This window comes from Micromonospora sp. CPCC 205739, assembly GCF_036906795.1.
Taxonomy (GTDB): Bacteria; Actinomycetota; Actinomycetes; order Mycobacteriales; family Micromonosporaceae; genus Micromonospora.
Genome location: NZ_JBAKHS010000013.1, coordinates 96,205 through 121,837 on the forward strand (window position 1 = coordinate 96,205; position 25,633 = coordinate 121,837).

The 25,633-nt window shown below is 73.2% G+C and carries 21 protein-coding genes; 10 read left to right on the top strand and 11 right to left on the bottom strand.

Features of this window, described 5'->3' with window-relative positions; genetic code table 11:
- The first annotated feature begins 14 nt into the window (after positions 1–14).
- From V6U88_RS20195 to dusB, 3 genes are all read left to right on the top strand, one after another.
- On the top strand, positions 15–932 hold the full coding sequence (locus tag V6U88_RS20195) for a hypothetical protein (RefSeq protein ID WP_334455150.1): 918 nt from the start codon (positions 15–17) through the stop codon (positions 930–932).
- Positions 925–1,755: a hypothetical protein gene (locus V6U88_RS20200; RefSeq protein ID WP_334455153.1), complete on the top strand. Its 831-nt coding sequence runs from the start codon at positions 925–927 to the stop codon at positions 1,753–1,755. Before V6U88_RS20195 ends, V6U88_RS20200 begins: the two co-directional genes overlap by 8 nt.
- A gap of 103 nt (positions 1,756–1,858) precedes the next feature.
- A complete protein-coding gene (dusB, locus tag V6U88_RS20205) occupies positions 1,859–3,034 on the top strand; it encodes a tRNA dihydrouridine synthase DusB (RefSeq protein ID WP_334455155.1) in 1,176 nt (391 codons plus the stop codon).
- A gap of 85 nt (positions 3,035–3,119) precedes the next feature.
- Here dusB and V6U88_RS20210 read toward each other — a convergent pair whose 3' ends face one another.
- Together V6U88_RS20210 and V6U88_RS20215 are read right to left on the bottom strand one after the other, a co-directional pair.
- Positions 3,120–3,788 carry a C39 family peptidase gene (locus V6U88_RS20210; protein WP_334455157.1) on the bottom strand — a complete coding sequence of 223 codons (669 nt, stop codon included), beginning with the start codon at positions 3,786–3,788 and terminating at the stop codon, positions 3,120–3,122.
- A gap of 819 nt (positions 3,789–4,607) precedes the next feature.
- Positions 4,608–6,380, bottom strand: coding sequence for a beta-N-acetylhexosaminidase (locus tag V6U88_RS20215; RefSeq protein ID WP_334455159.1), 1,773 nt, complete (start codon positions 6,378–6,380; stop codon positions 4,608–4,610).
- A 313-nt stretch (positions 6,381–6,693) separates the two neighbouring features.
- On the opposite strand from V6U88_RS20215, the gene ppdK reads away from it, so the two are divergent.
- The gene (gene ppdK, locus V6U88_RS20220) at positions 6,694–9,402 is read left to right on the top strand and encodes a pyruvate, phosphate dikinase (protein WP_334455161.1); all 2,709 of its coding nucleotides are present in this window, start codon (positions 6,694–6,696) and stop codon (positions 9,400–9,402) included.
- Positions 9,403–9,468: 66 nt separating this feature from the next.
- Here the strand turns inward: ppdK and V6U88_RS20225 are convergent, their stop codons facing one another.
- Positions 9,469–9,996 (bottom strand): roadblock/LC7 domain-containing protein, encoded by a 528-nt coding sequence (locus tag V6U88_RS20225; RefSeq protein ID WP_334455163.1) that lies wholly within the window; start codon positions 9,994–9,996, stop codon positions 9,469–9,471.
- Between the two features lie 194 nt (positions 9,997–10,190).
- Between V6U88_RS20225 and V6U88_RS20230 the strand changes: the two genes are divergently transcribed.
- From V6U88_RS20230 to V6U88_RS20250, 5 genes are all read left to right on the top strand, one after another.
- On the top strand, positions 10,191–10,541 hold the full coding sequence (locus tag V6U88_RS20230; RefSeq protein WP_334455165.1) for a VOC family protein: 351 nt from the start codon (positions 10,191–10,193) through the stop codon (positions 10,539–10,541).
- A gap of 3 nt (positions 10,542–10,544) precedes the next feature.
- On the top strand, positions 10,545–11,834 hold the full coding sequence (locus tag V6U88_RS20235; RefSeq protein WP_334455167.1) for a deoxyguanosinetriphosphate triphosphohydrolase: 1,290 nt from the start codon (positions 10,545–10,547) through the stop codon (positions 11,832–11,834).
- Positions 11,835–11,887: 53 nt separating this feature from the next.
- Positions 11,888–12,721, top strand: coding sequence for a siderophore-interacting protein (locus tag V6U88_RS20240; protein ID WP_334455169.1), 834 nt, complete (start codon positions 11,888–11,890; stop codon positions 12,719–12,721).
- A 122-nt stretch (positions 12,722–12,843) separates the two neighbouring features.
- Complete coding sequence (dnaG, locus tag V6U88_RS20245; RefSeq protein ID WP_442934661.1) at positions 12,844–14,718, top strand: DNA primase; 1,875 nt, start codon at positions 12,844–12,846, stop codon at positions 14,716–14,718.
- A complete protein-coding gene (locus V6U88_RS20250) occupies positions 14,718–15,254 on the top strand; it encodes a hypothetical protein (RefSeq protein WP_334455171.1) in 537 nt (178 codons plus the stop codon). Before dnaG ends, V6U88_RS20250 begins: the two co-directional genes overlap by 1 nt.
- Positions 15,255–15,260: 6 nt before the next feature.
- On the opposite strand, the gene V6U88_RS20255 is transcribed toward V6U88_RS20250, so the two are convergent.
- From V6U88_RS20255 to V6U88_RS20275, 5 genes are all read right to left on the bottom strand, one after another.
- A complete protein-coding gene (locus V6U88_RS20255; RefSeq protein ID WP_334455173.1) occupies positions 15,261–16,229 on the bottom strand; it encodes a TAXI family TRAP transporter solute-binding subunit in 969 nt (322 codons plus the stop codon).
- A complete protein-coding gene (locus V6U88_RS20260) occupies positions 16,226–16,618 on the bottom strand; it encodes a roadblock/LC7 domain-containing protein (protein ID WP_334455175.1) in 393 nt (130 codons plus the stop codon). Before V6U88_RS20260 ends, V6U88_RS20255 begins: the two co-directional genes overlap by 4 nt.
- Complete coding sequence (locus tag V6U88_RS20265) at positions 16,615–19,032, bottom strand: sensor histidine kinase (RefSeq protein WP_334455177.1); 2,418 nt, start codon at positions 19,030–19,032, stop codon at positions 16,615–16,617. Before V6U88_RS20265 ends, V6U88_RS20260 begins: the two co-directional genes overlap by 4 nt.
- A 64-nt stretch (positions 19,033–19,096) precedes the next feature.
- Positions 19,097–20,116, bottom strand: coding sequence for a TAXI family TRAP transporter solute-binding subunit (locus V6U88_RS20270; protein WP_334455179.1), 1,020 nt, complete (start codon positions 20,114–20,116; stop codon positions 19,097–19,099).
- The gene (locus V6U88_RS20275; RefSeq protein ID WP_442934662.1) at positions 20,113–22,197 is read right to left on the bottom strand and encodes a TRAP transporter permease; all 2,085 of its coding nucleotides are present in this window, start codon (positions 22,195–22,197) and stop codon (positions 20,113–20,115) included. The genes V6U88_RS20270 and V6U88_RS20275 overlap by 4 nt, the downstream gene beginning before the upstream one ends.
- A gap of 502 nt (positions 22,198–22,699) precedes the next feature.
- Here V6U88_RS20275 and V6U88_RS20280 point away from each other — a divergent pair.
- Positions 22,700–23,632, top strand: coding sequence for an ABC transporter ATP-binding protein (locus V6U88_RS20280; protein WP_334455181.1), 933 nt, complete (start codon positions 22,700–22,702; stop codon positions 23,630–23,632).
- A 107-nt stretch (positions 23,633–23,739) separates the two neighbouring features.
- Here the strand turns inward: V6U88_RS20280 and V6U88_RS20285 are convergent, their stop codons facing one another.
- The 3 genes from V6U88_RS20285 to V6U88_RS20295 form a co-directional block, all read right to left on the bottom strand.
- Complete coding sequence (locus V6U88_RS20285; RefSeq protein WP_334455182.1) at positions 23,740–24,654, bottom strand: hypothetical protein; 915 nt, start codon at positions 24,652–24,654, stop codon at positions 23,740–23,742.
- Positions 24,651–25,175 (bottom strand): SigE family RNA polymerase sigma factor, encoded by a 525-nt coding sequence (locus V6U88_RS20290; protein WP_334455183.1) that lies wholly within the window; start codon positions 25,173–25,175, stop codon positions 24,651–24,653. The genes V6U88_RS20285 and V6U88_RS20290 overlap by 4 nt, the downstream gene beginning before the upstream one ends.
- 145 nt (positions 25,176–25,320) lie before the next feature.
- Positions 25,321–25,566 (bottom strand): flavin reductase, encoded by a 246-nt coding sequence (locus tag V6U88_RS20295; protein ID WP_334455184.1) that lies wholly within the window; start codon positions 25,564–25,566, stop codon positions 25,321–25,323.
- Positions 25,567–25,633: the final 67 nt, after the last annotated feature.

Here is a 25,633-nt window from a genome sequence, read left to right on the forward strand (position 1 = left end):
AACGGGGGAATGAGATGACTTCGTCCGAACCCGACCGCTCCGCCTCGCGGCGTACCCTGCTGCGGCGGGCCGCCGTGACCGGCGGCGCGGCGGTCGCCGCCACCGCCGCCACCGCGGCGAACGCCACCCCGGCGGCCGCCGCCAACGGTGCTCCGCTCGCCATCGGGCTGCCGAACCAGGCATCCGCCGAGACGCTGCTCTACAGCAGCGCCCCGGGTGCGACGCTGGTGCTGCAGAACGACACCGGCGCGTCACTGCACCTCAAGCGGCAGGAGGTCACCAACCCGACGTGGGGCGACATCTATCCCACCACGGCGGGACTGGCGCACGTCACCACGACGTCCACCGGCGCGCCGGTGCGCAACGAGGTCCTCACCACGGCGAACGCCACCATGCTGGTGCCGATCCCGCCGACCCGGGTGCTGGACACCCGGTCCGCCGCCGGCCGGGCCCGGCTGCTGGAGGGCGCCAACCAGATCGACTCGCAGGGCCGCGCGGTCGCCGGGGCCTGGCTGCTGGTCCACCTCGACGGCATCGTCGACTACGGCGACGGCCTGATCGGCAACGTCACCGTGGCCAAGACCGAGAAGGGTGGCTTCGCCACCGTCTACGGCCGGGGCGCCGCCCCGGGCGCCTCCACCATCAACTGGTGGGGTGCCGGCCAACTGCTCTCCAACGGCGTGATCACCCAGCTCGGCGCCTGGTCGACCGCCAACGGCGACTACTACCCGGACACCGTGGCGATCTGGGTGCAGAAGAGCGCCAGCGCGATCATCCTCGACGTGACCGGTCTGCTGGTGTTCCACCCGGAGTCGGCCGTCATCAACAACCCGAAGGGCCTGACGGCCGGCTCGGGGACCAGCGGCGTGCGCGCCGACGTGATCAAGGCCAACGCGGAGCGCGGCGACCGGGAGGTGCGGTCCGGTGCGTGACCACGGAACCGAGGAGACCAGCAGCATGACCGAGGAGACCTCCTCGCCCACCCGCCGTCGGGTCATCAAGGCCGGCGTCGCCGTGGGCACCGGTGTCGGGGCGGCTGCGGTCGTCGGCTCCCCGGCCAGCGCCGACGCCGGTGCCCCGGTGATCCTCGGCCAGCTCAACACCGCTGGCGGCGCGGAGACCGTCCTGATCGGCGGGTCCGCGAGCGGTCCGACTCTCTCCCTCCGGGGCGCTCCGGGGCAGGCGCCGCTCTGGCTGACCTCGGAGACCGACGAGAATCTGCCCCCGGAGATCGCCACCGGTTCGTTGGCCGTGACGAGCCGGGACGACCTGATCATCGGCGGCAAGGGTGGCGCGAAGGCGTACGTCAACACCTCGCGGTGGGCGAACCGGACGATGGCCGTCCCGCCGCAGCGGATCCTGGACACCCGCGCGATCTCCACCTACAGCGCGAACATCCTGGCCGGAAGCACCGGCGTGACCTCCGGCAAGCTCAACGCCGGCAAGATCATCCACCTGACCGTCAAGAACGTGCCGCCGGCGCTGGCCGAGCGGGCCACTGCGGCGTACGTCAACATCACGGTCGCCGGCACGGTCTCCGCCGGGGTGCTGACGGCGTTCAGCTCCTCGATCGCCAAGCCGCAGACCTCGTCGCTGAACTGGTGGGGGCCGAACCAGATCCTCTCCAACCTGGTCGAGGTGCAGCTCGGGTCCTACAACGGCAACCAGCTCGCGTTCGCCGTCCACGTCAGCAGCGCGACGTCGGTGATCGTGGACGTCTCGGGCCTGATCCTGTCCAGCCCCGGCACGTACTGACCCGTACGCCGGTCGCCGTCGCGGTGCGAGTTCGCTCACCATCACGGCGGCGACCGGCCACCGGAGGCCGGGCCACCGCGCCGGGCATGGGATTCTTGGGTACGTGACCAGTCCCGCTACCTCCGTCGCGCTCCGCCCGCTCACCCTCGGGCGGTACCAGGTGTGGCCGCCGGTGGTGCTCGCCCCGATGGCCGGCATCACCAATGTCGGCTTCCGGCAGCTCTGCCGGGAGCAGGGCGGCGGCATCTACGTCTGCGAGATGATCACCACCGTCGCGCTGGTCGAGCGGAACCCGAAGACGCTGCGCATGATCGCCTTCGGCGCGGACGAGCAGCCGCGCAGCCTCCAGCTCTACGGCACCGACCCGGAGACCACCGCCGCGGCGGTGCGGATCGTGGTCGAGAAGAACCTCGCCGACCACATCGACCTCAACTTCGGCTGCCCCGTACCCAAGGTGACCCGCAGGGGCGGGGGTGCCGCGCTGCCGTGGCGGCGGCGGCTCTTCGCCCGGCTGGTGAAGGCCGCGGTGGACGCCGCCGCACCCGCCGGGGTGCCGGTCACCGTGAAGATGCGCAAGGGCATCGACGACGACCACCTGACGTACGTGGAGGCCGGCCTGGCCGCGCAGGACGCGGGGGTGGCGGCGGTGGCCCTGCACGGGCGTACGGCCGCGCAGCGCTACTCGGGCACCGCCGACTGGGACGCGATCGCCACCCTGAAGCAGGCCCTCGACGTGCCGGTGCTCGGCAACGGCGACATCTGGGAGGCCGACGACGCGCTGCGGATGGTGGCGCACACCGGCGTGGACGGGGTGGTGATCGGCCGGGGCTGCCTGGGCCGGCCCTGGCTCTTCGCCGACCTGGAGGCCGCCTTCGACGGCCGCCCCGAGCGGCGGCTGCCCACCCTCGGCGAGGTCGCGCAGACCATGCGCCGGCACGCCGAGCTGCTGGTGGACCAGTTCACCGCCGGTTCGCGCACCCCGGCGCGGGGCGAGCGGGACGGCTGCACCGACTTCCGCAAGCACGTCGCCTGGTACCTCAAGGGCTTCCCGGTCGGCAGCGAGCTGCGCCGCGACCTGGCGATGATCGAGAGCCTGGCGCAGCTCGACGACCTGCTCGGCAAGCTGGACCCGACCGAGCCGTTCCCAGTGGCCACGCTCGGGCAGCCCCGGGGCCGGACGAACTCCCCGGGCAAGGTCTTCCTGCCCGACGGCTGGCTGGCGAGCCGGGACGACGACACCGTGCCCGAGGGCGCCGAGCTGGCCGACTCCGGCGGCTGACCGCCGCCGGTCCGCCGAGCGCCCGGACGCGCACACGGAGAAGGGCCGGCCCCCGGGTGGGGGCCGGCCCTTCTCGTCGGACGGATCAGGCGACGGCGGCGTAGCCGCGGGTGGCGATCCAGTCGGCCAGGTTGTCCACGGTCATCCGGTAGGACGCCTGGGCGGCGTCGGCCGAGTCGGCGATCGTGACGACGTTCCCGCCCTCGCGGTAGCCGATGACGCTGATGTAGTGCCCGCCCTCGAAGGAGTGGGTGAGCCCGTCGGTGTCGGTGCCGGTGCCGGCGACGTTGGCGACCACGGCCCGGCCGTCGTCGATGGTGCGGACGATGTCGGCGCGCAGCTTGTCGGTCTGGTCGCGGTCGGCCCGGCTCTCGCGGATCTCGACGCTGCGGTAGACCTTCTTGCCGGTCTCCCTGTTCAGCACCGGGGTGATGTCGTGGATCGAGTCGGTGCCCGCCTCGGTGGTGCCCATCTCCCTGGCCATGGCGTGCACGTCGACCTCCTTGCCCTGAACCGACAGGGCGTTGCGGGTGGCCGCGGGACCGCAGTAGTAGAAGTTCGGCTGGGCCGCGTAGCGCATGTTCAGCTCGCGCTCGCCGTGCGACGTGCGGTCGTTCTTCGCCGCCGTGGTGGCCTTGCCGCTGGTGGCCGATCCGGTGCCGGCGGTGGTGAGCGAGCCGGCGACGGCGACGGCGCCGGTGCAGGCGAGGCCGGCAGCGGTCAGGACGGTCTTGCGGATCAGATCGGTACGCATGATCGTTGCTGCCTCTCTGTACGGGGGTGCGCGGCGCAGCGCGACAGGGGCGCGGTGCCGCGGGGAAAAGTCAGCAGGGATCGACCCGGCGATCGGCGGGACCTGCTCGGGTGTCCGGGGGACGCAACCGGACCGCGCTGCCGCGCATTCCATCGGGCCGGTCCCGGGACCCGTCCGGCGGGGGAGCGCCGGAGGCACGCCAGGTACAACGACCCCGCGCCCACCGGCCATTCCGCCACCGTGACCGCCCCGCCCTCCCGACACCGCAGGTCAGACGGCATCTCCCAGGCCCATACCGCCCACCGACCCCGAACCCGGCGGCCCGGCCCCCTCCGCCTCGGTGATCAAGAGGTTTGCGTCGGGGACACGCCGTCGCACGGACGCAAACTTCTTGATCACCGGGCGAGGCGGGCCTGGTTGAAGGCTGCTGCGCGGCGGGCCCGATTGAAGGCCGATCACCTGGGCGCGGCGGGCCTGGTTGAAGGCCGGTCACCTGGGCGAGGCGGGCCTGGTTCAAAGCCGAACCACCCGGGCGAGGGGCCTTTGTTGAAGGCCGATTCACCGGACGAGGCGGGCCTGGTGGGGGCTGATCGCGGAGATCTTGGACAGTTGCCGTTCGAGCGGAACGGTAAGTGTCCAAGATCCGCAGGGGATCTGGTGCCACGAGGGCGATTCGTCCGGGATGCGGGGATTGTGCAGCGGGCCAGCTATCGCCCGACCCGCTGCCACCTCCAGGCGGTGCGCCTGGAGGTGGCGTCGCCGGCAGGTCCGGGTCGGTGTCCGCCGGCGATAACGCCAGATCCGGGTGTGGCGGGCGGGTCAGGCCGTGGGGGTCGGGGTGGGTGAGGTGGGGCTGGCGGTGGTCGGGATGTCGGCCCCGTCCCGTTCGGTCGGCCAGGGAATCTCCGGGGCGCGGTGGAAGGTGATGCCGGCGGTGGCCCAGCGCGGGCCGTGGCCGGCGAGGCGCTCCCGGAACCCGGCCCAGTCGTGCGTGGTCCGGGGTGACCAGCCCAGCTCGGCGACGGCGGGCAGCCGGGGAAGGAGCATGAACTCGATCTCCGCCAGGGTGGTCACCGACTCGGTCCAGAGCGGCGCCTCGACGCCCAGCACGGCGTCGGCCGGTACGCCGGCCACGTGGCTGCCCGGGTCCCAGTCGTACGCGCGCCGCACGTCGATCAGTCCGGCCCAGTCGTGTCCGATCGGGGTGTCCGGGGCGTACTTCATGTCCAGGTAGGCGTGGTTGCCGGGGGAGAGGATCAGCCGGGCGCCCCGGCGTACCGCCTCGGCGGTCACCGGGTCCGTGCCGTCGGTGCCCCACCACTGGAGCACCCGCCCGTCGGCGTGCCCGGCGGGGGCGATCTGGTGCCAGCCGACGACCGTCTTGCCGGTGTCGGCGACGATCCGCTGGGCGCGCTCCACGAACCCGGTGTACGCCTCGCCCTTGACCTTGAACGCCTCGTCGCCGCCGATGTGCAGCCACGGGCCGGGTGTGAGGGCGGCCACCTCGCCGAGCACGTCGGCGACGAAGTCGTACGTCCGCTCGCTGGCCGGGTCGACGTAGCTGAAACCGACCTCGGTGCCGGTGTACGGCGGCGGCGCGACCCGGTCCGGCGCCAGCTCCGGGTACGCGGTCAGCGCCGCGTTGGTGTGGCCGGGCAGGTCGATCTCCGGAACCACGGTGACGTGCCGGCGGGCCGCGTACTGGACGATCCGCCGGTAGTCCGCGCCGGTGTAGAAACCGCCCGGGCCGCCGCCCACCTCGATGGCCGCGCCGACGGTGGTCAGCGCGGGCCAGGAGTCGACGGCGATCCGCCAGCCCTGGTCGTCGGTGAGGTGCAGGTGCAGGTGGTTGAGCTTGTACCGGGCCAGGTGGTCGATCACCCGCAGCACGTCGGCGACGCCGAAGAAGTGCCGGGAGACGTCGAGCATCGCGCCCCGGTACGGGAAGCGCGGCCGGTCGACGATCACGCCGCCGGGCACCACCCAGCGCGCCGCCACCGGGGACGGGCTCTCGATCGCCGCCGGCAGCAGCTGCCGCAGCGTCTGCACCCCGTGGAACAGACCGGCGGCCCGATCGGCGCTGATCCGCACCTCGGTGGGGGTGACGGTCAGGCGGTAGCCCTCGTCCCCGAGCGCCTGCGCGCCTGCCGCGTCGTGCGCGGCGTCCCGGGGACGGGGTACGCCGGCGGGCGGCGCCGCGGCGGCCAGGGTGAGCACCAGCGGGCCGTCGGTCGCGGTGGCCTCGGTCACGACCGGCAGTGGGTACCCGGTGGCCGGCCGCAGCAGTTCGGCGAGCTGTTCGGCCACGTCCCGCGCGCCGGGGTCCGCACCGACCCGGACGGTCGCGTCGGCGGGGAGGGTGAAGTCGGCTGCCGGATCCGCCCGGACCTGCTCCGGGGCCGGCACCACGTCGGCCAGCCGGACCGGTGCGGGCGGGGCGAGCAGTTCTGCTCCGGCGGTCAGCTCGGCGGCCCGGGCCAGCTCGGCGGCGGCCGGCCGGTGCGTGGGCAGGCCGTCGTGGCCGAGCGGTTCCCGGCCGGTCGCGGCGCGGGTGGAGTCGCTCTCCGGGTTGGTGGCGGGGGTGGGGGGCACGGCGGCGGCTCCGGGGTGTATTTGCGGCGGATATGGCAAAGGTCAGGTTGAGCAGAACCGGTGCCGTTCAAGAGTAGAGGAGGGGCCGGAATTGCGTGATCGTGCGCGTGGAAGCGTTCCCAGAAACCACCACGAACGCGGATAGTCGTGATAGCTGTGCCTATTGTCACCGAACGGTCCCAGGCCCCCAGATGTTCGCTTAACCTTCGCCCACCGATCGGTGCTGACACCGGGATTACCGGCGGTCCACCCCGGGGTAAGAGGCAACTGAACCTTCGTTAAGTGTCAATTCCGGCGCGCGTGGGAGGCTCTGGTGGCAGCGCAAGAGACCGTCGATCACAAGTACGTCTACGACTTCGCCGAGGGCAACAAGGAGCTCAAGGACCTGCTGGGCGGCAAGGGGGCCAACCTCGCCGAGATGACCAATCTCGGTCTGCCGGTCCCGCCCGGCTTCACCATCACCACCGAGGCGTGCAAGGCGTACCTGGCCACCGGCCGCGAGCCGGACGGGCTGGCCGACCAGATCGAGACCCACCTGGAGTCGCTGGAGCGGGAGATGGGCCGCCGGCTCGGCGACCCGGAGGACCCGCTGCTGGTCTCCGTACGCTCCGGCGCCAAGTTCTCCATGCCCGGCATGATGGAGACCGTCCTCAACGTCGGCCTCAACGACCGCAGCGTCGTCGGACTCTCCGCCCAGGCCGGCGGCAACGACCGGTTCGCCTGGGACTCGTACCGCCGGTTGATCCAGATGTTCGGCAAGACGGTCTGCGAGGTGCCCGGCGAGGAGTTCGAACACGCCCTCGACGAGGTCAAGCGCGCCAAGGGCACCACCAACGACCTGGACCTCGACGCCGACGACCTGCGCGGGCTGGTCGAGGCGTACAAGAGCATCTTCCTCAAGCACACCGGCCGGGACTTCCCACAGGAGCCGCGCGAGCAGCTCGACCTGGCCATCCGCGCGGTCTTCGAGTCGTGGAACGCCGAGCGGGCCGTGCTCTACCGCCGCCAGGAGCGCATCCCGGCCGACCTCGGCACCGCCGTCAACGTGGTCTCCATGGTCTTCGGCAACCTCGGCCCCGACTCCGGCACCGGCGTCGCCTTCACCCGCGACCCGGGCAGCGGCGCGCAGGGCATCTACGGCGACTACCTGGCCAACGCCCAGGGCGAGGACGTCGTCGCCGGCATCCGGAACACCGTGCCGCTGCAGGAGCTGGAGCAGCTCGACAAGAAGTCCTACGACGAGTTGCTCGCGTTCATGGCCCGGCTGGAGGGGCACTACAAGGACCTCTGCGACATCGAGTTCACCATCGAGCGCGGCAAGCTCTGGATGCTCCAGACCCGGGTCGGCAAGCGCACCGCCGCCGCCGCGTTCGTCATCGCCGGGCAGCTCGTCGACGAGGGCCTGATCGACCTGGACGAGGCGCTGCACCGGGTCAACGGCGCGCAGCTGGCGCAGCTGATGTTCCCCCGGTTCCGGCTCGACCACGAGTTCCAGCCGGTGGCCAAGGGCATCGGCGCCTCACCGGGCGCCGCCTCCGGCAAGGTGGTCTTCACCTCCGCCCGCGCGGTCGAGCTGGCCGCCGAGGGGGAGTCGGTGATCCTGGTCCGCCGGGAGACCAACCCCGACGACCTCAACGGCATGATCGCCGCCCAGGGCATCCTCACCTCCCGGGGCGGCAAGACCAGCCACGCCGCCGTGGTGGCCCGGGGGATGGGCAAGACCTGCGTCTCCGGCGCCGACGAGATCGACGTGAACGTGCCGGCCAAGCGCTTCACCGTGGCCGGGCAGACCGTCACCGAGGGCGACGTCGTCTCCATCGACGGCACCACCGGCAAGGTCTACCTCGGCGAGGTGCCGGTCATGCCGTCCGAGGTGGTGCAGTACTTCGAGGGCAGCCTCGAGCCGGAGCACGTCGACAACCCGCTGGTCCGGGCCGTACACCGGATCATGACGCACGCCGACGCCAAGCGGCGGCTGGCGGTCCGAACGAACGCCGACACCGGCGCCGACGCGGCGCGGGCGCGGCGGTTCGGCGCCGAGGGCATCGGCCTGTGCCGCACCGAGCACATGTTCCTCGGCGACCGGCGGGAACTGGTCGAGCGGCTGATCCTGGCCCGCAGCGACGACGAGCGGGAGTCGGCGCTCGCCGCCCTGCTGCCTCTGCAGCGCGACGACTTCAAGGAGATCTTCCGGGAGATGGACGGCCTGCCGGTCACCGTCCGGCTGATCGACCCGCCGCTGCACGAGTTCCTGCCCCCGCTGGAGCAGCTCGCGGTCAACGTCGCCGTCGCCCAGGAGCGCGGCGAGGACGTGGCCAAGGAGGAGGCGCTGCTCGCCGCCGTGCGGCGGATGCACGAGGAGAACCCGATGCTGGGCCTGCGGGGCGTACGCCTCGGCCTGGTGATCCCGGGCCTCTTCGCGATGCAGGTCCGGGCGATCGCGGAGGCCGCCGTCACCGTCACCCGCGCCGGCGCGGTGGCCCGGCCCGAGATCATGGTCCCGCTGGTCGGCGCCGTGCAGGAGCTGGAGACGGTACGCGCCGAGGCCGAGAAGATCATCGCCGAGGTGGTCGGGGACAGCGGCGTCGAGGTGCTGATCGGCACGATGATCGAGGTGCCGCGGGCGGCGCTGACCGCCGGTCAGATCGCCGAGGCGGCGCAGTTCTTCTCCTTCGGCACCAACGACCTGACCCAGATGGCCTGGGGCTTCTCCCGCGACGACGTCGAGGGCGCGTTCTTCTGGCGCTACCTGGAACTGGGCATCTTCGGCATCTCGCCGTTCGAGTCCATCGACCGCGACGGCGTGGGCCGGCTGGTCCGGATCGCCGCGGAGGAGGGGCGGGCCGCCCGGCCGGAGCTGAAGCTCGGCGTCTGCGGCGAGCACGGCGGCGACCCCGACTCGGTGCACTTCTTCCACGAGGTCGGCCTGGACTACGTCTCCTGCTCACCGTTCCGGGTGCCGGTGGCCCGGCTGGAGGCCGGCCGGGCGGCCGTCGAGACCGACGGCTCCGACAGCCGCTGACCGCACCACCGACGGCGGCTCCGGGTAATCCCGGAGCCGCCGTCGTCGTCGGTGGGTGTGCGTGCCCTACCGGGGCGGGCGCCGCCAGGTCGACCCCGGCCGCCGCCGCGCCAGCGCCGGCAGCGGGGTACGCGCGGCGAGCGCGCCGTGCACCGCCGGCACGGGCGTCGCGCCCACGCCGACCCGCTCCGAGTCGAACGCCGAGCCGGCCCGCTCGGCCACCGCCCGCGCCTCCTCGTGCAGCGCCTCCAGGTCGATGCCCGCCCCGGTGACCAGGGTGAGCAGCGCGTGCCGCCCGGCCGGGTAGGTGACCACGCAGCCGCCGGCGGTACGCACCACGGACTCCCGGAAGCTGCCGCCGCGCACCGTGTGGGCGACCTGGTGCCCGACCCCGAAGCTCACCGCGGCGAGGGCGGCCAGGTGGGTGGCGTCCGTGGTCGGCAGGTCGCTGGAGATGAGCATTCCGTCCCGCCCGGCCAGCACCGTCCCGGTGACCTCCGGGCGGCGTCGGCGCAGCCCCCGCAGCTCCGTGTCCATCACCGTGTCAACGTGCACGAGCGTCCCCCGTTCGTCGTGTTCGGTCGTCGGTGTCACGTACCGCTCCCGGCACGTTACCGAAGGCCACGCCGCGCCCGCGATCCCGTGACCGTCGGCGATCGGCCGACAACTGTCGACTGATCGGCGGTTGCGGACCCGCGATCCGCCGTTCGCCGCCGCGCCTGCCGGGCCCGCCCGGCGTAACCTGAGCTCCCGCGGGGATTTGCGTACGACCGGCGAAGGGTGACCGCATGACCAGCGTCTGGGAGAGCGTGACCGTCGACGCCCGGGACCCGTCCCGGCTGGCCCACTGGTGGGCCGAGGCGCTGGGCTACCAGGTGGTCGCGGAGAAGCCGGACGAGGTGGAGATCCGCCAGTCCCGCGACCGGCTGCCCGGCATCGTCTTCGTCCCGGTCGCCGAGGGCAAGGAGACCAAGAACCGGCTCCACCTCGACCTGCGCCCGGCCGACCAGGAGGCCGAGGTCGAGCGGCTGGTCGACATGGGTGCCCGGCACGTCGACGTCGGCCAGGGCGACGCCTCCTGGACGGTGCTCGCCGACCCGGAGGGCAACGAGTTCTGCGTGCTGCGGCAGCAGGGCTGAGGGGTGCGTGACGCCGATCCGGCCGGCCCGTGGGACGCGGCCGACGCGCGGCGTCGGGTCGACGAGGCGCCGAAGGACACCGGCTACGGCCGGTCGCCGTACGAGCGGGACCGGGCCCGGGTGCTGCACTCGGCTGCCTTCCGGCGGCTCGCCGCGAAGACCCAGGTGCACGTCGCCGGCACCGACGACTTCCTGCGTACCCGGCTGACGCACTCGCTGGAGGTGGCCCAGATCGCCCGGGAGATGGGCGCCCGGCTGGGCTGCGACCCGGACGTGGTGGACACCGCCGGGCTCGCCCACGACCTGGGCCACCCGCCCTTCGGGCACAACGGCGAGGACGCCCTCGACCGGCTCGCCGCGTCCTGCGGCGGGTTCGAGGGCAACGCCCAGACGCTGCGCGTGCTGACCCGGCTGGAGGCCAAGGTGGTCGGCCCGGACGGCGCACCGGCCGGGCTCAACCTCACCCGGGCCTCGCTCGACGCGGTCGGCAAGTACCCGTGGACCCGGCAGCCGGGACGGCGCAAGTTCGGGGTGTACGCCGACGACCGGCCGGTCTTCGACTGGCTGCGCGAGGGCGTACCGCGGGGGGAGCCCGACCTCGACGGCGGCCCGCCCGGCGGGGCCCGGCGCTGCCTGGAGGCCCAGGTGATGGACTGGGCCGACGACGTCGCCTACTCGGTGCACGACGTGGAGGACGGCATCCACGGCGGGTACCTCTCGCTGCGCCCCCTGCTCGACGACCCGGACGAGCGGGCCGCCCTCTGTGTCGACGTGGCCGACGTCTACTCCGGGGAGTCCCCGGCCGACCTCGGCGAGGTGCTGGTCGACCTGCTCGACGACCCGGTGCTCGCCGCGCTCGCCGGCTACGACGGCAGTCACCGGTCGCAGGTCGCGCTGAAGGCCACCACCAGCGTGCTGACCGGCCGGTTCGTCTCCACCGTGGTGAGCGCCACCCGGGAACGCTTCGGCCCGGGCCCGCACCGCAGGTACGCCGCCGACCTGGTGGTGCCGCGTCGCATCCGGGCCCAGTGCGCGCTGCTGAAGGGGATCGCCTGGCGCTACGTGATGAACCGGCCGGGCGCCGGCGTCCGGTACGACCGGCAGCGGGAGATCCTGACCGAGCTGGTCGGCGTGCTGGGCGACCGGGCGCCGGACGCGCTCGACCCGGTCTTCGCGCCGCTGTGGCGGGCCGCTGCGGACGACGCGGCCCGGCTGCGGGTGGTGGTCGACCAGGTGGCGTCGCTCACCGACCCGGCGGCGGTGGCCTGGCACGATCGGCTCGTCCGGACCTGAGGGCGGTCGGCCCGCCTGCGGACCCTGAGGGAACTTAGGCTAGCCTAAGTGACATGACGGAGCGCCCGAAGAAGGTCACGTCCGCCCGGGTCCTGCGAACCGAGCGGCCCACCCCGCACCTGATCCGCCTGATCCTCGGCGGGGAGGAGCTGACCGGGCTGCCCGTCGGGGAGTACACCGACCACTACATCAAGATCGTCTTCCCGGCGCCCGGGGTCGACCACCCGAGGCCGCTGGACCTGGCCGCGATCCGTCAGCACCTCCCCCGGGAGCAGTGGCCCCGGCTGCGCGCGTACACCGTGCGCGCCTGGGACCCACGGGCCGGCGAACTCACCGTGGACGTGGTGCACCACGGCGACGAGGGGCTGGCCGGGCCCTGGGCGGCCCGCCTGCGCCCCGGCGACGAGGTGCTCTTCACCGGCCCCGGCGGGGCGTACGCGCCGGACCCGACGGCGGACTGGCACCTGCTGGTGGGCGACGAGAGCGCCCTGCCGGCGATCGGCGCGGCGCTGGAGCGGCTGCCGGCCGGCGCCCCGGCCGCCGTCTTCGTCGAGGTCGACGGGCCGGCCGACGAGCAGCACCTGGCCAGCCCGGGCGCGGTGGCGCTGACCTGGCTGCACCGGGGCGACCGGCCGGTCGGCGTGGCGCTGGTCGAGGCGGTCCGGGCGCTGGAGTTCCCGCCCGGCCGGGTGCACGCGTTCGTCCACGGCGAGGCCACCTTCGTCAAGGAGCTGCGCCGGCTGCTGCGGATCGAGCGCGGGGTGCCCCGCGAGGCGCTCTCCATCTCCGGCTACTGGCGTCGCGGCATGGACGACGAGGGCTGGCGCTCCACCAAGGCGGACTGGAACCGCCAGGTCGAGGCCGAGGAGGCCGTACCGGCCGCCTGAACCCGGCACCGGCCGGGCCCCGGTCGGGGGATCGGGCCGTCGGCGTCGTTCGCCACACGCCCGTGCCCCCGTCGGCGGATCGTCGGCCGGGCAGGGCAGGATGTACGCCGAGGGGGTGGCAGATGGCTGGGCGGATCCGGGACGAGGACATCGCGCTGGTCCGGGAACGCACCTCGATCGCCGAGGTCATCTCCGACGCGGTGACCCTCAAGTCCGCCGGTGGCGGCAACCTCAAGGGCCTCTGCCCGTTCCACGACGAGAAGAGCCCGTCGTTCAACGTCTCGCCCGCCCGCAACGTCTGGTACTGCTTCGGCTGCGGGGCCGGCGGCGACGCGATCAAGTTCCTGATGGACGCCGAGCACCTCAGCTTCGTCGAGTCCGTCGAGCGGCTCGCCGCCCGCGCCGGCATCCAGCTGCGCTACGTCGAGAACGACAACTCGGCCCCGCGCCCCCGGCCCCAGCAGGGGCAGAAGCAGCGGCTGGTGGCCGCGCACGCCGCCGCCGTCGAGTTCTACCGGGCGCAGCTCACCACGGCCGGCGCCCGGCCGGCCCGGGAGTTCCTGGCCCAGCGGGGCTTCGACCGGGCCGCCGCCGAGCGGTACGGCTGCGGCTTCGCCCCGGACGCCTGGGACCTGCTCACCAAGCACCTGCGCCAGCAGGGCTTCACCCACGACGAGCTGGTCACCGCCGGGCTGTCCCGGCCGGCCCGCTCCGGCTCGCTGATCGACCGGTTCCGCCGTCGGCTGCTCTGGCCGATCCGCGACCTGGCCGGCGACGTGATCGGCTTCGGCGCCCGCAAGCTCTTCGAGGACGACGACGGCCCGAAGTACCTGAACACCCCCGAGACGCCGATCTACAAGAAGTCGCACGTCCTCTACGGCATCGACCAGGCCAAGCGGGAGATCGCCAAGCAGGGCAAGGTGGTCGTCGTCGAGGGCTACACCGACGTGATGGCCTGCCACCTCGCCGGCGTGCCGACGGCCGTGGCGACCTGCGGCACAGCCTTCGGCGCCGACCACATCGGCGTGCTGCGCCGGCTCCTGCTGGACACCGACGCGGTGGCCGGCGAGATCATCTTCACCTTCGACGGGGACGCCGCCGGCCAGAAGGCCGCGCTGCGCGCCTTCGAGGACGACCAGCGCTTCGTCGGACGTACCTTCATCGCGGTCAGCCCCGACAACATGGACCCGTGCGAGCTGCGCCTGGCAAAGGGCGACCTGGCCGTGCGCGACCTGGTCGCCCGCCGCGAACCGCTGGTCGACTTCGCGCTGCGCCACGTGATCAACCGGTACGACCTGGACACCGTCGACGGCCGGGTGGAGGCGATGCGCCGCGCCGCCCCGCTGGTGGCGAAGATCAAGGACCGGGAGAAGCGCCCCGAGTACGTCCGCAAGCTCGCCGGTGACCTCGGCATGGAGATCGAGCCGGTGCAGCGCGCCGTGCTCGCCGCCGACGCGGCCCCCACCACCGAGCGGCGCTCGTCCGCGCCGGCCCGGTCGGCGGCCCCGCCCGAGCCGGCGGTGGACAGCCCCCAGTCGATGGTCGAGCGCGAGGCGTTGAAACTGGCGCTGCAGGAGCCGGTGCTGGCCGGGCCGATGTTCGACGCGGTCGAGGCCCCGGAGTACCGGCACCCGGTGCACGGGGCGGTCCGCGCGGCGATCGCCGCGGCGGGCGGCGCCGCGGCCGCCGCCGGCGGCGCGGTCTGGATCGAGTCGGTCCGCGACGCCTGCGAGGACCTCGCCGCCCGGGCGCTCGTCGGCGAGCTGGCCGTGGAGCCGCTGCGCATCGACGGCGAACCCGACCCCCGGTACGTCTCGATCACCATGGCGCGGTTGCAGTGGGGCTCGGTCACCGCCCGGATCCGGGACCTGAAGTCCAAGATCCAACGGGTCAACCCGGTGAACAACAAGGACGAGTACTTCGCCCTCTTCGGGGAACTGCTCTCGCTGGAGCAGCACGCGCGGGCGCTGCGCGAGCAGGCCGCGGGAGGACTGTGATGGGACTGTTCAGCCGCAAGCCGAAGCTGCCGCCCGCCGCCCGGCCCCCGCTCGCCGACGACGAACGGGTGCTCGCCTGGGCCGTCGCCGGCAACGGCGAGGGCGACGGCGTGGTGGTGGCCAGCAACCTCGGGCTCTGGCTGCCCGGCCGGGGCCACCGGCTGGGCTGGCACGACATCCTCAAAGCGGTCTGGTCCGGCCGCGAGCTGACCGTCACCCCGGCCGAGCCGGTCGCCGAGCGGGACGGCTACCAGGTGGTGGCGGACTGCCCGGCCGAGACGTACCTGCTGGTCGACCCGGGCGACCTGCCGCACCAGGTACGCGCCCGGGTCACCCGCTCGGTGGCGTACTCCGCGCACCACCCGGTGCCCGGCGGCGCCGGGCGGGTCGCGGCCCGGCGGGTGGCCGGCGTGGACGGGCTGCACTGGACGGTCCGCCTCGACCCCGGCACCCCCGCCGACGACGACGCCGTGCTGGCCGAGACCGACCGGCTGGTCGCGGCCGCCCGTGCGGCGACCGCCCCCGCGGACGCCTGAACCGGCTCACCCGCCCTGGTAGAAGCGCGCCGCACCGGGGTGCAGCGGGATCGGGTCGGTGCTCGATGCGCTCTGCCGGGTGAAGTTGCCCGCCTCCGGGTGCACCCCGATCAGGTCGCCCTGGTACGCGAAGAGCAACCGGGTCAGGTCGTACGCCAACCCGTCCGGCATGTCCGCGTTGACCAGGATCATGTTCGACACCGTCACCGTCGGCGTGCCCGTCGGCGTGCCGTAAGCGTCCTTCGGCAGCTCGGCGGTGGTGTAGACCGAGCCGTACCGGGCGTTCAGCGGCTCGATCAGATCGCCGATCGGCAGCAGCGCGAACTTCCCCGGCGCGCTGGAGAGCAGGTCGGCGATGCCCGGGGTGGGCAGGCCGCCGGAGAAGAACATCGCGTCCAGCGTGCCGGCCCGCATCCGCTTGACCGTCTCCGGCAGCGACAGCGTGAACCGGCGCACGTCCCGGTCCGGGTCCATCCCGGCGGCGGTCAGCAGCCGCCCGGCGATGGTGTCCGTGCCGGACTTCGGCGAACCCGTGGAGACCCGCTTGTCCCGCAGTCCGGCAAAGTCGGTCACCTTGGCGTCGACCCGGACGATCACGTGGGTGTAGTTGCTGTAGACGCGGGCCAGCGCCCGGACCGGCTGGGGCTGCCCGGCGAAGGCCCCCTGCCCGGTGACCGCGTCGGCCGCGGTGTCGGCGAGGCTGAAGGCGATCTCCATGTCCCCGCTGGCCAGCCGCGTGACGTTCTCCACCGAGGCGCCGGTCGGCTCGGCCCGCGCCTCGTACCCGGGCAGGTGGCGGCTGATCACGTCGGCGTAGCCCCCGCCGAGCTGGTAGTACACCCCGGTGGTGTTGCCGGTGGCGAGGAAGATCCGCCCACCGTGCCAGGACTGCGGTGGCGCGGGCGACTCCCCGCAGCCGGCGACGAGGAGCGTGACCAGCAGGGCGGCCAGCCACCGGGGCGGCCGGCCGGTCACGCCCGGACCGCCGGTTCCAGCGCCTCCGCCACCCGCTGCACGAGCGTCGCCGTCTCGAAGCCGATCTGACCCAGGTCGCAGCCCGGCGCGGCCAGCACCCCGAGCAGGGCCCGTTCGCCGACCGCCATCACCAGCATCACCCCGCCGTCCATGTCGACGATCTGCTGGCGTACCCGGCCCGCGGACATCAGCCGCGCGGCGCCGACGGTCAGGCTGGCCAGGCCGCTGATCACGGCGGCGAGCTGGTCCACCTGGTCGGGGGAGAGGTGGGGTGAGGAGGCCAGCCGCAGCCCGTCCTCGGAGACGGCCACGGCGTGCGACACGTCCGGGACCTGCTCGGCGAAGTTCGTCAGCAGCCAGTCCAGGCCGGCGGTCAGGGGTGCGGTCATCGGTGTCTCCCAATGGGTCTCGTCTGCTGGTTACGTCGCATCGCGCTGGCCACCCCCTCGGCGAGCGCGGACAGCCGGGCCCGCACCACCTCCGGGTCGAGCAGGTCGTCCGCCGTCCGGGCCGGCGGGGTGGCCGGCAGCCCGGTCGGCAACTGGCCGCCCCGGGTCCGGCGCGGCAGGCCGGTACCGGTGGCCGCCGCCGGCCCGGCCGACGGGAGGCCGATGCCCGCCTCCGGCGTCTCGGGCCCTCGGGTGGCGGCCGCGACTCGCGGACCGGGGCTGAGGACCGGCAACGTCACCGTCGGCGCGCGGTGGACGTCGGCCGGGTCGGGCCGGAACAGGCTGCCGCCGTAGGTCGTCGTCACCCGGGGCGCGGGCACGCCGTTCGGCACGATCGTCGCCAGGGCCGGCGTGTCCGCGCGGGGCCGGAACCAGGCCGTCGCCGAGGAGGGCTGGCGGGCCGGGACGGGGCGGCGGGCCACCGTCTCGACCCGGGTGAGCGCCGACTCGGGCACCTCGACCTGGGCCACCGTGCCGGTGCCGGTGTTGCGCAGCTGCACCCGGATCCCGTACCGGGCCGCCAGGTGGGCCACCACGTGCAGGCCCATGCTGCCGGCCGCGGCGCTGGAGAGCACCGCCGGGGCGAGCAGCCGTTCGTTGATCGCGGCGAGCCGGGCATCGCTGATGCCGATGCCCTGGTCGTGCACCCGCAGCGTGAGCCCGTCGACGGTACGGCGGCCGTCGACCTGCACCGGGGACTGCGGCGGCGAGTAGTTGGTGGCGTTCTCCAGCAGCTCGGCGAGGAGGTGGACCAGGTAGCCGACCGCCGACCCGTGCACGGTGGCGGCCGGTACGTCGATCTCCACCCGGGTGTAGTCCTCGATCTCGGAGGAGGCGGCGCGCACCACGTCGGCCAGCAGGTGGTCCCCCTCGTACGCCCGGCCGGGTTCACCGCCGGCGAGGACCAGCAGGTTCTCCCCGTTGCGGCGCATCCGGGCGGCGAGATGGTCCAGCGCGAAGAGCCGGGCCAGCGCGTCCGGGTCGGTCTCGTCGCGTTCGAAGTCGTCGAGCAGCCGCAGCTGCCGGGTGATCAGCGTCCGGATCCGGCGGGCCAGTGCCTCGGCCATCCGGGTCACGTCCAGCCGCAGCTCGGCCTGCTCGCCGGCGAGCCGCAGCGCCGCCCGGTTGACCGTGTCGAACGCCTCGGCCACCTGCGCGACCTCGTCGCGCCCGTGCCGGATGCTGTCGGTGAGCCGGGTGGCCGCGCCCTCGGCCGGCGCGTCGTCGCCGGCCGCGATCGCGGTGATCCGCTCGGGCAGCTCTGAGTTGGCCATGGTGAGCGCCGCCACCCGCAGCCGGCGCAGTCGGCGGCTGGTGCGCACGGCGAGCAGCGCGGCGGCGAGCAGCGAGGCCGCTGCCACGGCGGTGGTGGCCCCGCCGGTGACCAGCGCCCGCCGCCGGGCGTCCCGGGCCAGCCGGGCGGCCTGCTGGTCCAGGTCCTCGGAGAGTTCCCGGCCGAGGAGGTTGTACCGCCGGATCGTCCCGCTCTGCGCCACGTACCAGGCGTCACCGTCGATCTTGAGCGCGGCGGGCAGCGTCTCGCCCTTCACCGCGGTGTCCCGCATCCGCTGCGCGGTCGCGACGTCGGCGCCGGCGACCAGCCGGGCGTACGCGGCCTCCGCGTCCCCGTCGGCGATCCGGGAGAACTCGGCCTGGCGCTGCTCCCGCGCACCCCGCAGCTGGCCGAGCCGGACCAGTTCACCCTGGGCCAGCTCACCCCGGACGAAGACCGTCCGGAGCAGGTCGCGTTCCAGCGAGGCCAGGTGTTCCTGGCTGGCGACCGCCGCCACCTCCCGCGCGGCGTTGGCCAGCTCGGTGTCGCGCAGCTGTGCCGGCAGCGCGTCGGCGACGGTGAGCAGCGACTCGACCAGCGCCACGTAGGTCGGGTCGGCCCCTTCCGACTCGGGCGCCGACCGGCGGGCCGGGCTGAGCTGGTACAGCTGGTCGTCGGCGGTGTCGAGCACCCGAGCGAGGTCCGGGGCGGCCCGGCGGGCCTCCCGGCTGGCGGTGCGGAACCGGTCGACGGCGGTGTCCACCCGCCGCCGCTGGGCGTCCACCAGCGGCCGACCGGTCGAGCCGCCCCGCTGGCGCAGGGCGGCCGTCTCGCCGAGCTCCCGTTCCAGCTCGTGCACCAGGCGCACGGTGGCGGTGGCGGTGCCGGCGAGCACCCGGGCCCGGTCGGCGTCGGCGGAGGCGTCCAGCGCGGTGCCGGTCTGGGTGGCGCCCAGCACCACCAGGCCCACGGTGGCGACCAGGATGGGCGCGAGCAGTTGGGTGCGGACCGACCAGAGCCGGTCGGTGTGGTCCGTCGGCCGGTTGTGCCGACGTACGCGGGCGGGGCGGGGGAGCGGCACGCGGGTCTCCCGGGGTGGTCGGGGACGCCGGGCCCGGGCGCTGGCCCGGACCCGGCGCCGTCGGTCAGCTCGCGCCGAGGTCCTGCAGGGCCTTGGCCGCGCCGCGGTGCAGCGGCACCGGATCGGTCTTGCGGGCGTTGTCCAGGCTGATGCCCTTGGCGGCCGGGTTGGCCTGGGCCAGGGCGTCCTTCTTCTCGAAGACCGTGCGCGCGACCGCGCAGGCGACGTTCGCGTTGAGGTCCTTGCGGACCAGCAGCACGTTGGGCACCACGATGGTCGGGGTGTCCGTCGCCGTCTTGTAGACGTCCGCGCGGATCGTCCCGGCCTGGTACGCGGCGTTCTGCTCGGTCATCTTGGGCAGCAGTGGAGTGATGTCGAGGAACTTCACCTTGTCGCCGGCCGTGGTGAACAGGTCGGTGATTCCGCCAGTGGGCACCCCGCCGGACCAGAAGAAGCCGTCGACGCTGCCGTCCTTGATGCCCTCGACGGTCTTGGTCAGGTCCAGCCGCTGGGCCTGGACGTCCTTGGCCGGGTCGAGGCCGGCGGCGGTGAGCAGGCGGTTGGCGATGACCTCCGTGCCGGACTTCGGGGAGCCGGTGGAGATCTTCTTGCCCTTCATGTCGGCGACCGAGGCGATGCCCGAGTCGGCCCGCACGACCACCTGGGTGTAGTTGTCGTAGATCCGGGCCAGCGCCTCCACCGGCTGGGGCGAGGTGAAGCTGCCCTTGCCCTGCACCGCGTTGACGGCGGTGTCGAAGAGCGAGAAGGCGACGTCGTACTGGCCGGCGACGAGCTGCTCGACGTTCTGCACCGAGGCGCCGGTCTCGGCGGCGGTGCCGGTGAGCTTGCCCTCGGTGGTCGCGGAGAGCTGGCCGGCGAGGGCGTTGCCGACCGGGTAGTAGACGCCGGTGGCGTTGCCGGTGGCGATGCCGACGCGGGTGCTGTCGGTGACCTTGCAGGTGACCTCGCTGGCGGCGTCGTCCTTCGTCGCGCCGTCCTGCTTGCCCCCGCAACCGGCGGCGCCGGTCGCGACGAGGGCGAGCGCGCCCACTCCCGCGGCGATCCGCACGTTGATCCGTCTCACTGTTTTTCCTCCCCATGGTGCACCGTTGGCGTTGCGGACGACTCGCCGGTCCGGCCGGCGGAGCCGCGTCGTACGAGCACACCCGCCACCCCGGCGGCGGCCAGGACCGCGCCGACCGTGACGGGTACGGGTTCGAGCCAGAGCAGCGTCAGCCCGGCCAGCGCGCCGAGGATCCGCTCGGGTACGCCGACCGGCCCGACGCCGGGCAGCCAGCCGCCCGCCGCCACCGCCAGCACGGCGACGCTGAGCGCGCAGACCACCGCGGCCACGGCGATCCGCCGCGGCCCGCCGATGCCGAGCAGCCCCAGACCGGTCGGGGTGATCACGAAGGCGATCGGGATCAGGTAGGCCGGCAGGGCGTACCGGAGGGTCTGCCACATGGTCGGCACCAGCCGGCCGCCGGTGACCGCGGCGGCGGCCACCGCGGCGAGTGCGGTCGGCGGCGAGACCTCGGACAGGACCGCGAAGTAGAAGACGAACATCGCCGCGGCCGGCGCGGCGACGCCCAGGTCCAGCAGGGCCGGGCCGATGATCACCCAGCCGATCACGAAGGAGGCGGTGACCGGCACCGCCAGCCCCAGCAGGGTGAGCGCGACGGCGGCCAGCAGCGCGGTGAGCGCCAGCACCAGGGCCGGGTCGGACGTGACCGCCTGCGCGCCGGAGACCAGCAGCGCCGCCGCCTGCGGGCCGAGCCCGGTCTTGGTGGTGGTCGCCGTGATGATGCCGGCCGCGGCGCAGACCGCGCTGACCGCGAGCACGCCGCGTACGCCGGTCCCGAGCGCCTCGATCAGCCGGGCCGGGGTGAGCCGGTGCCGGCGGTCCAGGAAGGACAGCGCGGCGGCCAGCACGGTCGCGGCCACCACCGCCTTCGTGGCCGAGACGCCCAGCGCGAGCAGGCCGGTGATCACCAGCAGCGACAGGAAGTGGTAGCCGAAGCGGCCCAGCAGCCGCCAGGGCGACCCGGTCTCCAGGACCACCGGCCGCACGCCCGAGCGCCGGGCGTCGATCTCCACCGAGAGCAGGATGCCGAGGTAGTACAGCACGGTCGGGACGGTCGCCCAGCCGAGCACCTGGAGGTACGACACGCCCAGGTACTCGGCGATGATGAAGGCGGCCGCGCCGAGGGTGGGCGGGGACAGGATCGCCCCGACGCCGGCGGCGGCGAGCATCCCGCCGGCGCGCTCGGCCGGGTAGCCGGCGCGGCGCAGCACCGGCCAGGTCACCGCGCCGATGCCGATCGTCGTCGCCGCGCCCGAGCCGGAGACGGTGCCGAGCAGGAAGCCGGAGGCGACCGCCGTGCGCCCGGCGGCCGTTCGGGAGCGGCGGAACGCGGCGGCGGAGAGCTCCACGAAGAACCGCCCGGCGCCGGAGAGATCCAGCACCGCGCCGTAGATGGTGAACAGCACGATGTACGAGGCCGCGACGTCGAGCGGGGTGCCGTAGAACCCGCTGTCGGAGTTGTAGAACGCGTCCACCAACTGGCCGAAGTCGAGCCCGGCGTGCGCCACCGGCCAGGACTGCGGCAGCAGCCCGCCGTAGTAGCCGTAGCCCAGGAACAGCAGGCAGACGGCGGGCAGGATCCAGCCGGTGGTGCGCCGGCAAGCCTCCAGCAGCAGGAGCAGCAGCACGGTGCCCATCGCCAGGTCGAGCCCGACGAGCAGACCCTGCCGGTCGAGGAAGGCGTCATACCCGCCGCCACCGCCGCCGACGGTGAACGGCAGCACCGGGTACAGGCAGACGACCAGGGCCGCCACGGCCAGCGCCCAGTCCGACCGGGTCGGCCCGGCCGGTCGGGCCCGCTCGGCCCGGCCGGTCCCGGCGGCGCGGGTCGGCGCGGGTCGCGTCCGGTGGGGAATCGGGAGGTCCGCCGGGTACGCCAGGAACACCATCGGCAGCACGCCGGCCAGGAAAATGATCAGGTAGTACTTGCTGCCCTGCGGGAACGGCTGGAAGACCTGGAGGAATGCGAGCAGCGCGATCGCCACGGTCGTGCCGGTGACCAGAAGTCCGACCGGTCCGGTGAGCGCACGCCCCGGTTTCTCGTCCTCGAATTGCGCGGCCAGTTCGCGGGTGTCCGGCACCTCGACGCGGGTCGACAACCCCGTCGTCACCTGCGACGACAGGGGCGCCGGAGCGTCCTCCAGGGCGGTTCCCGCCCCCCTGGAGCCGACGTGCGGCGACTGCGGGGTGGGACCGTCGGAGAAGCGTACGGACGACACGAGGGGGCACGATACGCGAATTAGCTACACCATGGAACATTGCCGCTTATCATTGCGGTGGGTAATGGCGATCTATTTCAATCACTCAGAGGAAGCTGAATAAAGAAGGATTTAACAAAGAGCTGGGGCTGAACTGTTGACAGGTGCGGGGCGGTCGGGGAGCGTCCGAAAAGGATCTGTCCAATATGGCCCCACATCGCCCGTATGGTTGCCGAGTCGACGGCGCGGCGGTCCGGTACGCCAGAACGCATCGCCCGATTACACAGGGTAGTGTGAACTACTTTACGTAGCCGGATCCGCGCCGGCTGTGGCGGGGGCGGAAACCCGTCGAAAGGTGTCGGACGTCGCCGGTAGGGTCGGCCGGGTGACCAGTGCTCAACCACTCATCCAGGCCCGGGGGCTGGTGAAGCGGTTCGGCGACTTCACGGCCGTCGACGGCATCGACGTCGAGGTACGCCCCGGCGAGGCGTTCGGGTTCCTCGGGCCCAACGGCGCCGGCAAGTCCTCCACCATGCGCATGATCGGCTGCATCTCTCCGCCCAGCGGGGGCGAGCTGCGCATCCTCGGCATGGACCCGGTACGCGACGGCCCGGCCATCCGGGCGCGCCTCGGGGTCTGCCCCCAGCTGGACAATCTCGATCCCGAGCTGACCGTCCGGGAGAATCTGACCACCTACGCCCGCTACTTCGGCGTGTCCCGCGCGGTGGCCCGGGCGCGCGCCGCCGAACTGCTCGACTTCGTGCAGCTCACCGAGCGGGCCGACAGCAAGGTCGAGCCGCTCTCCGGCGGCATGAAGCGCCGGCTGACCATCGCCCGCGCGCTGGTCAACGAGCCGGAGATCGTGCTGCTCGACGAGCCGACCACCGGGCTCGACCCGCAGGCCCGGCACCTGGTCTGGGAGCGGCTGTTCCGGCTCAAGCGGCAGGGCGTCACGCTGGTGCTCACCACCCACTACATGGACGAGGCCGAGCAGCTCTGCGACCGCCTGGTGGTGATGGACGGCGGGCGGATCGTCGCCGAGGGCTCGCCGCGCGCGCTGATCGAGCGGCACTCCACCCGCGAGGTGGTCGAGCTGCGCTTCGCGGCCGAGTCGCAGGAGGCGTTCGCCGGCAAGCTCGACGGGCTGGGGGAGCGGGTGGAGGTGCTGCCCGACCGGATCCTGCTCTACGTGACCGACGGCGACGCGGCGGTGGCCGAGGTCAACGCGCTCGGGCTCACCCCGGCCAACGTGCTGGTCCGGCGCAGCAGCCTGGAGGATGTCTTCCTGCACCTGACCGGGCGCACCCTGGTCGACTGATCAGCGGGCCCCGCGCGAAGCGAGGATCGCGGCGACCCCCGTCCTGCCGACGGGGGTTGCCGCGGGGCCGGCCGGACACCCGGGCCCGATCTGACCTGTCGACTCGGTCAGCGGGCGGCGACGGGAGGGACCGGGACGTCGACGTCGAGCCCGTAGTCCGAGTACAGCCAGGTCACCTCCATCTCCTCGTGGTAGCTCGGCTGGTCACCCCCGTGATGGTTCGGGTACTCGATGGTCGTGCTGAAGGAGATCTTGCTGACCTTCTGCGACTTCACGCCGATCTCGATGATCCCCTTGCCCGGAATCTTCTTCGGCCGGTCGGCGTCGCTGGGCGTGCTGACGTAGCTGAACGCGTAGCGTTCGACGGCCGATTCGCCGCTACCAGCCGTGCCGAGCGCGGTGACCGTGCCAACGCTTCTCAGGGCCTCGAGCTGAGACGCCGGATTGACCGTGGTGGCCGGGTCGGCGAAGGGAACGTAGATGTGGTTGAGGATGCGGAAGCTGGCTTCCTTACCGTAGTTGCGCCACTTGCCGCCTTTCGGAAAGTATCGCTCGCCCTCGATGATCCGCTCCTCCCAATCGGGCCCGACCGGCCCCTTGGACGTTTTGGTCACCCGCCCGGTGGGCCCGTTCGGATCGAATTCCCCTTCGAAAAACTCCTTGCCGGAGCCCGGCTTGCCGACGTCGACCCAGTTGCGGCTGGTGGAGACGCGGAACCGGAAGCTGCTCTTGGCGGTTGCTTGTGCCGCCGCGGCCAGCCGAAGTTCCGGGGTCACGGCGGCGGCGGTGGGGCCCGGCTGAGCAGCGGTACCGGCCGGATCGCCGCCCGGGTCGACCACGCCCACCGCGGCTACGGCCACGATGCCGAGGAGCGCGAGCGCACCGCCGGTGGTAGCCGCCGTCCGGCTCCGTCGCGCCCGCCGGCCCCGAGTGATCAGGTCGGCGGTCGGCGGCTCGTTCGGCGGCTGTGCGTCGGCCAGATCCCGCAGCGCCATGGAGAGGTCCCTCTCGTCGATGTTCACTTCACTGCCTCCAGGGTGGTTGCGCGGGGATGGGGCATGAGGTCACGCAGCTTCGTCATGGCGCGGCTGTGCTGCGACTTGACCGCGCTGACCGAACAACCCAGCTCGGCGGCCACCTGCCGCTCGGTCAGGTCGACGTAGTACCGCAGCACGATCACTGCCCGCTGTTGACGCGACAGCGTCATCAGGGCATCGCGTAGGTCCTGGCGCGCCCCGTCCAACCCCCCGTGCGGGTCGACCCGGTCGGGCAGTTCCGCCGTCAGCGTTTCCCGGCGGAAACGCCGCCACCAGCTGATGTTCCCGTTGATCAACATCCGGCGCAGATACGCGTGCGGGTCGCCGTGACCGACCTTCCGCCAGCGGACATACAGCTTGACCAGACATTCCTGCAGCAGATCCTCGGCCCGTTGCCGGTCACCGATGAGCAGCGTGGCGAACGGCAGGTGACGGGGCCACGCTTCCGCGACGAAGCTCGCATAGCTGGTGTTGCTCGACGCCTGATCGGCAACTTCCTTGGTCATGTCTCTCACACGCTCGGCACCCTCGAAATGGTCTACACCGCCAGCCAACTCGGCAGCAGCCGGCGAACAGCACACCAGCCGGGCGCGGAGCTGCCCGCGGCCGGCAATGCGGTGCCACGGGAGCCGAGTCGATCGGTCCCGCTGGTCAACGCGCCCTTGCCCAGCTCAGGAAGCGTTCGGCCATCCCCTCCGGCGCGTCCTGCCCGTGCAGCACGGCGAGGTCGGTCATGGCCTCGTGCATCAGCGTGCCGAGGTAGATCAGCAGATTCGCCGGGTTCTCGCGGTACTCGCCGAGCAGCGCCAGCCGGGCCGGGGAGCAGGGCCACGCGGCGCCGCAGACCCGGCAGCGCCAGGACGGGCGCGCCGCGACGTGCGGGCGGTAGCGCGGCATCAGCGGGTGCCCTCCTCAGCCTTGCGCGGCGACGGTGGCCAGTGGCCACCGTTCGCCCACCATTCCT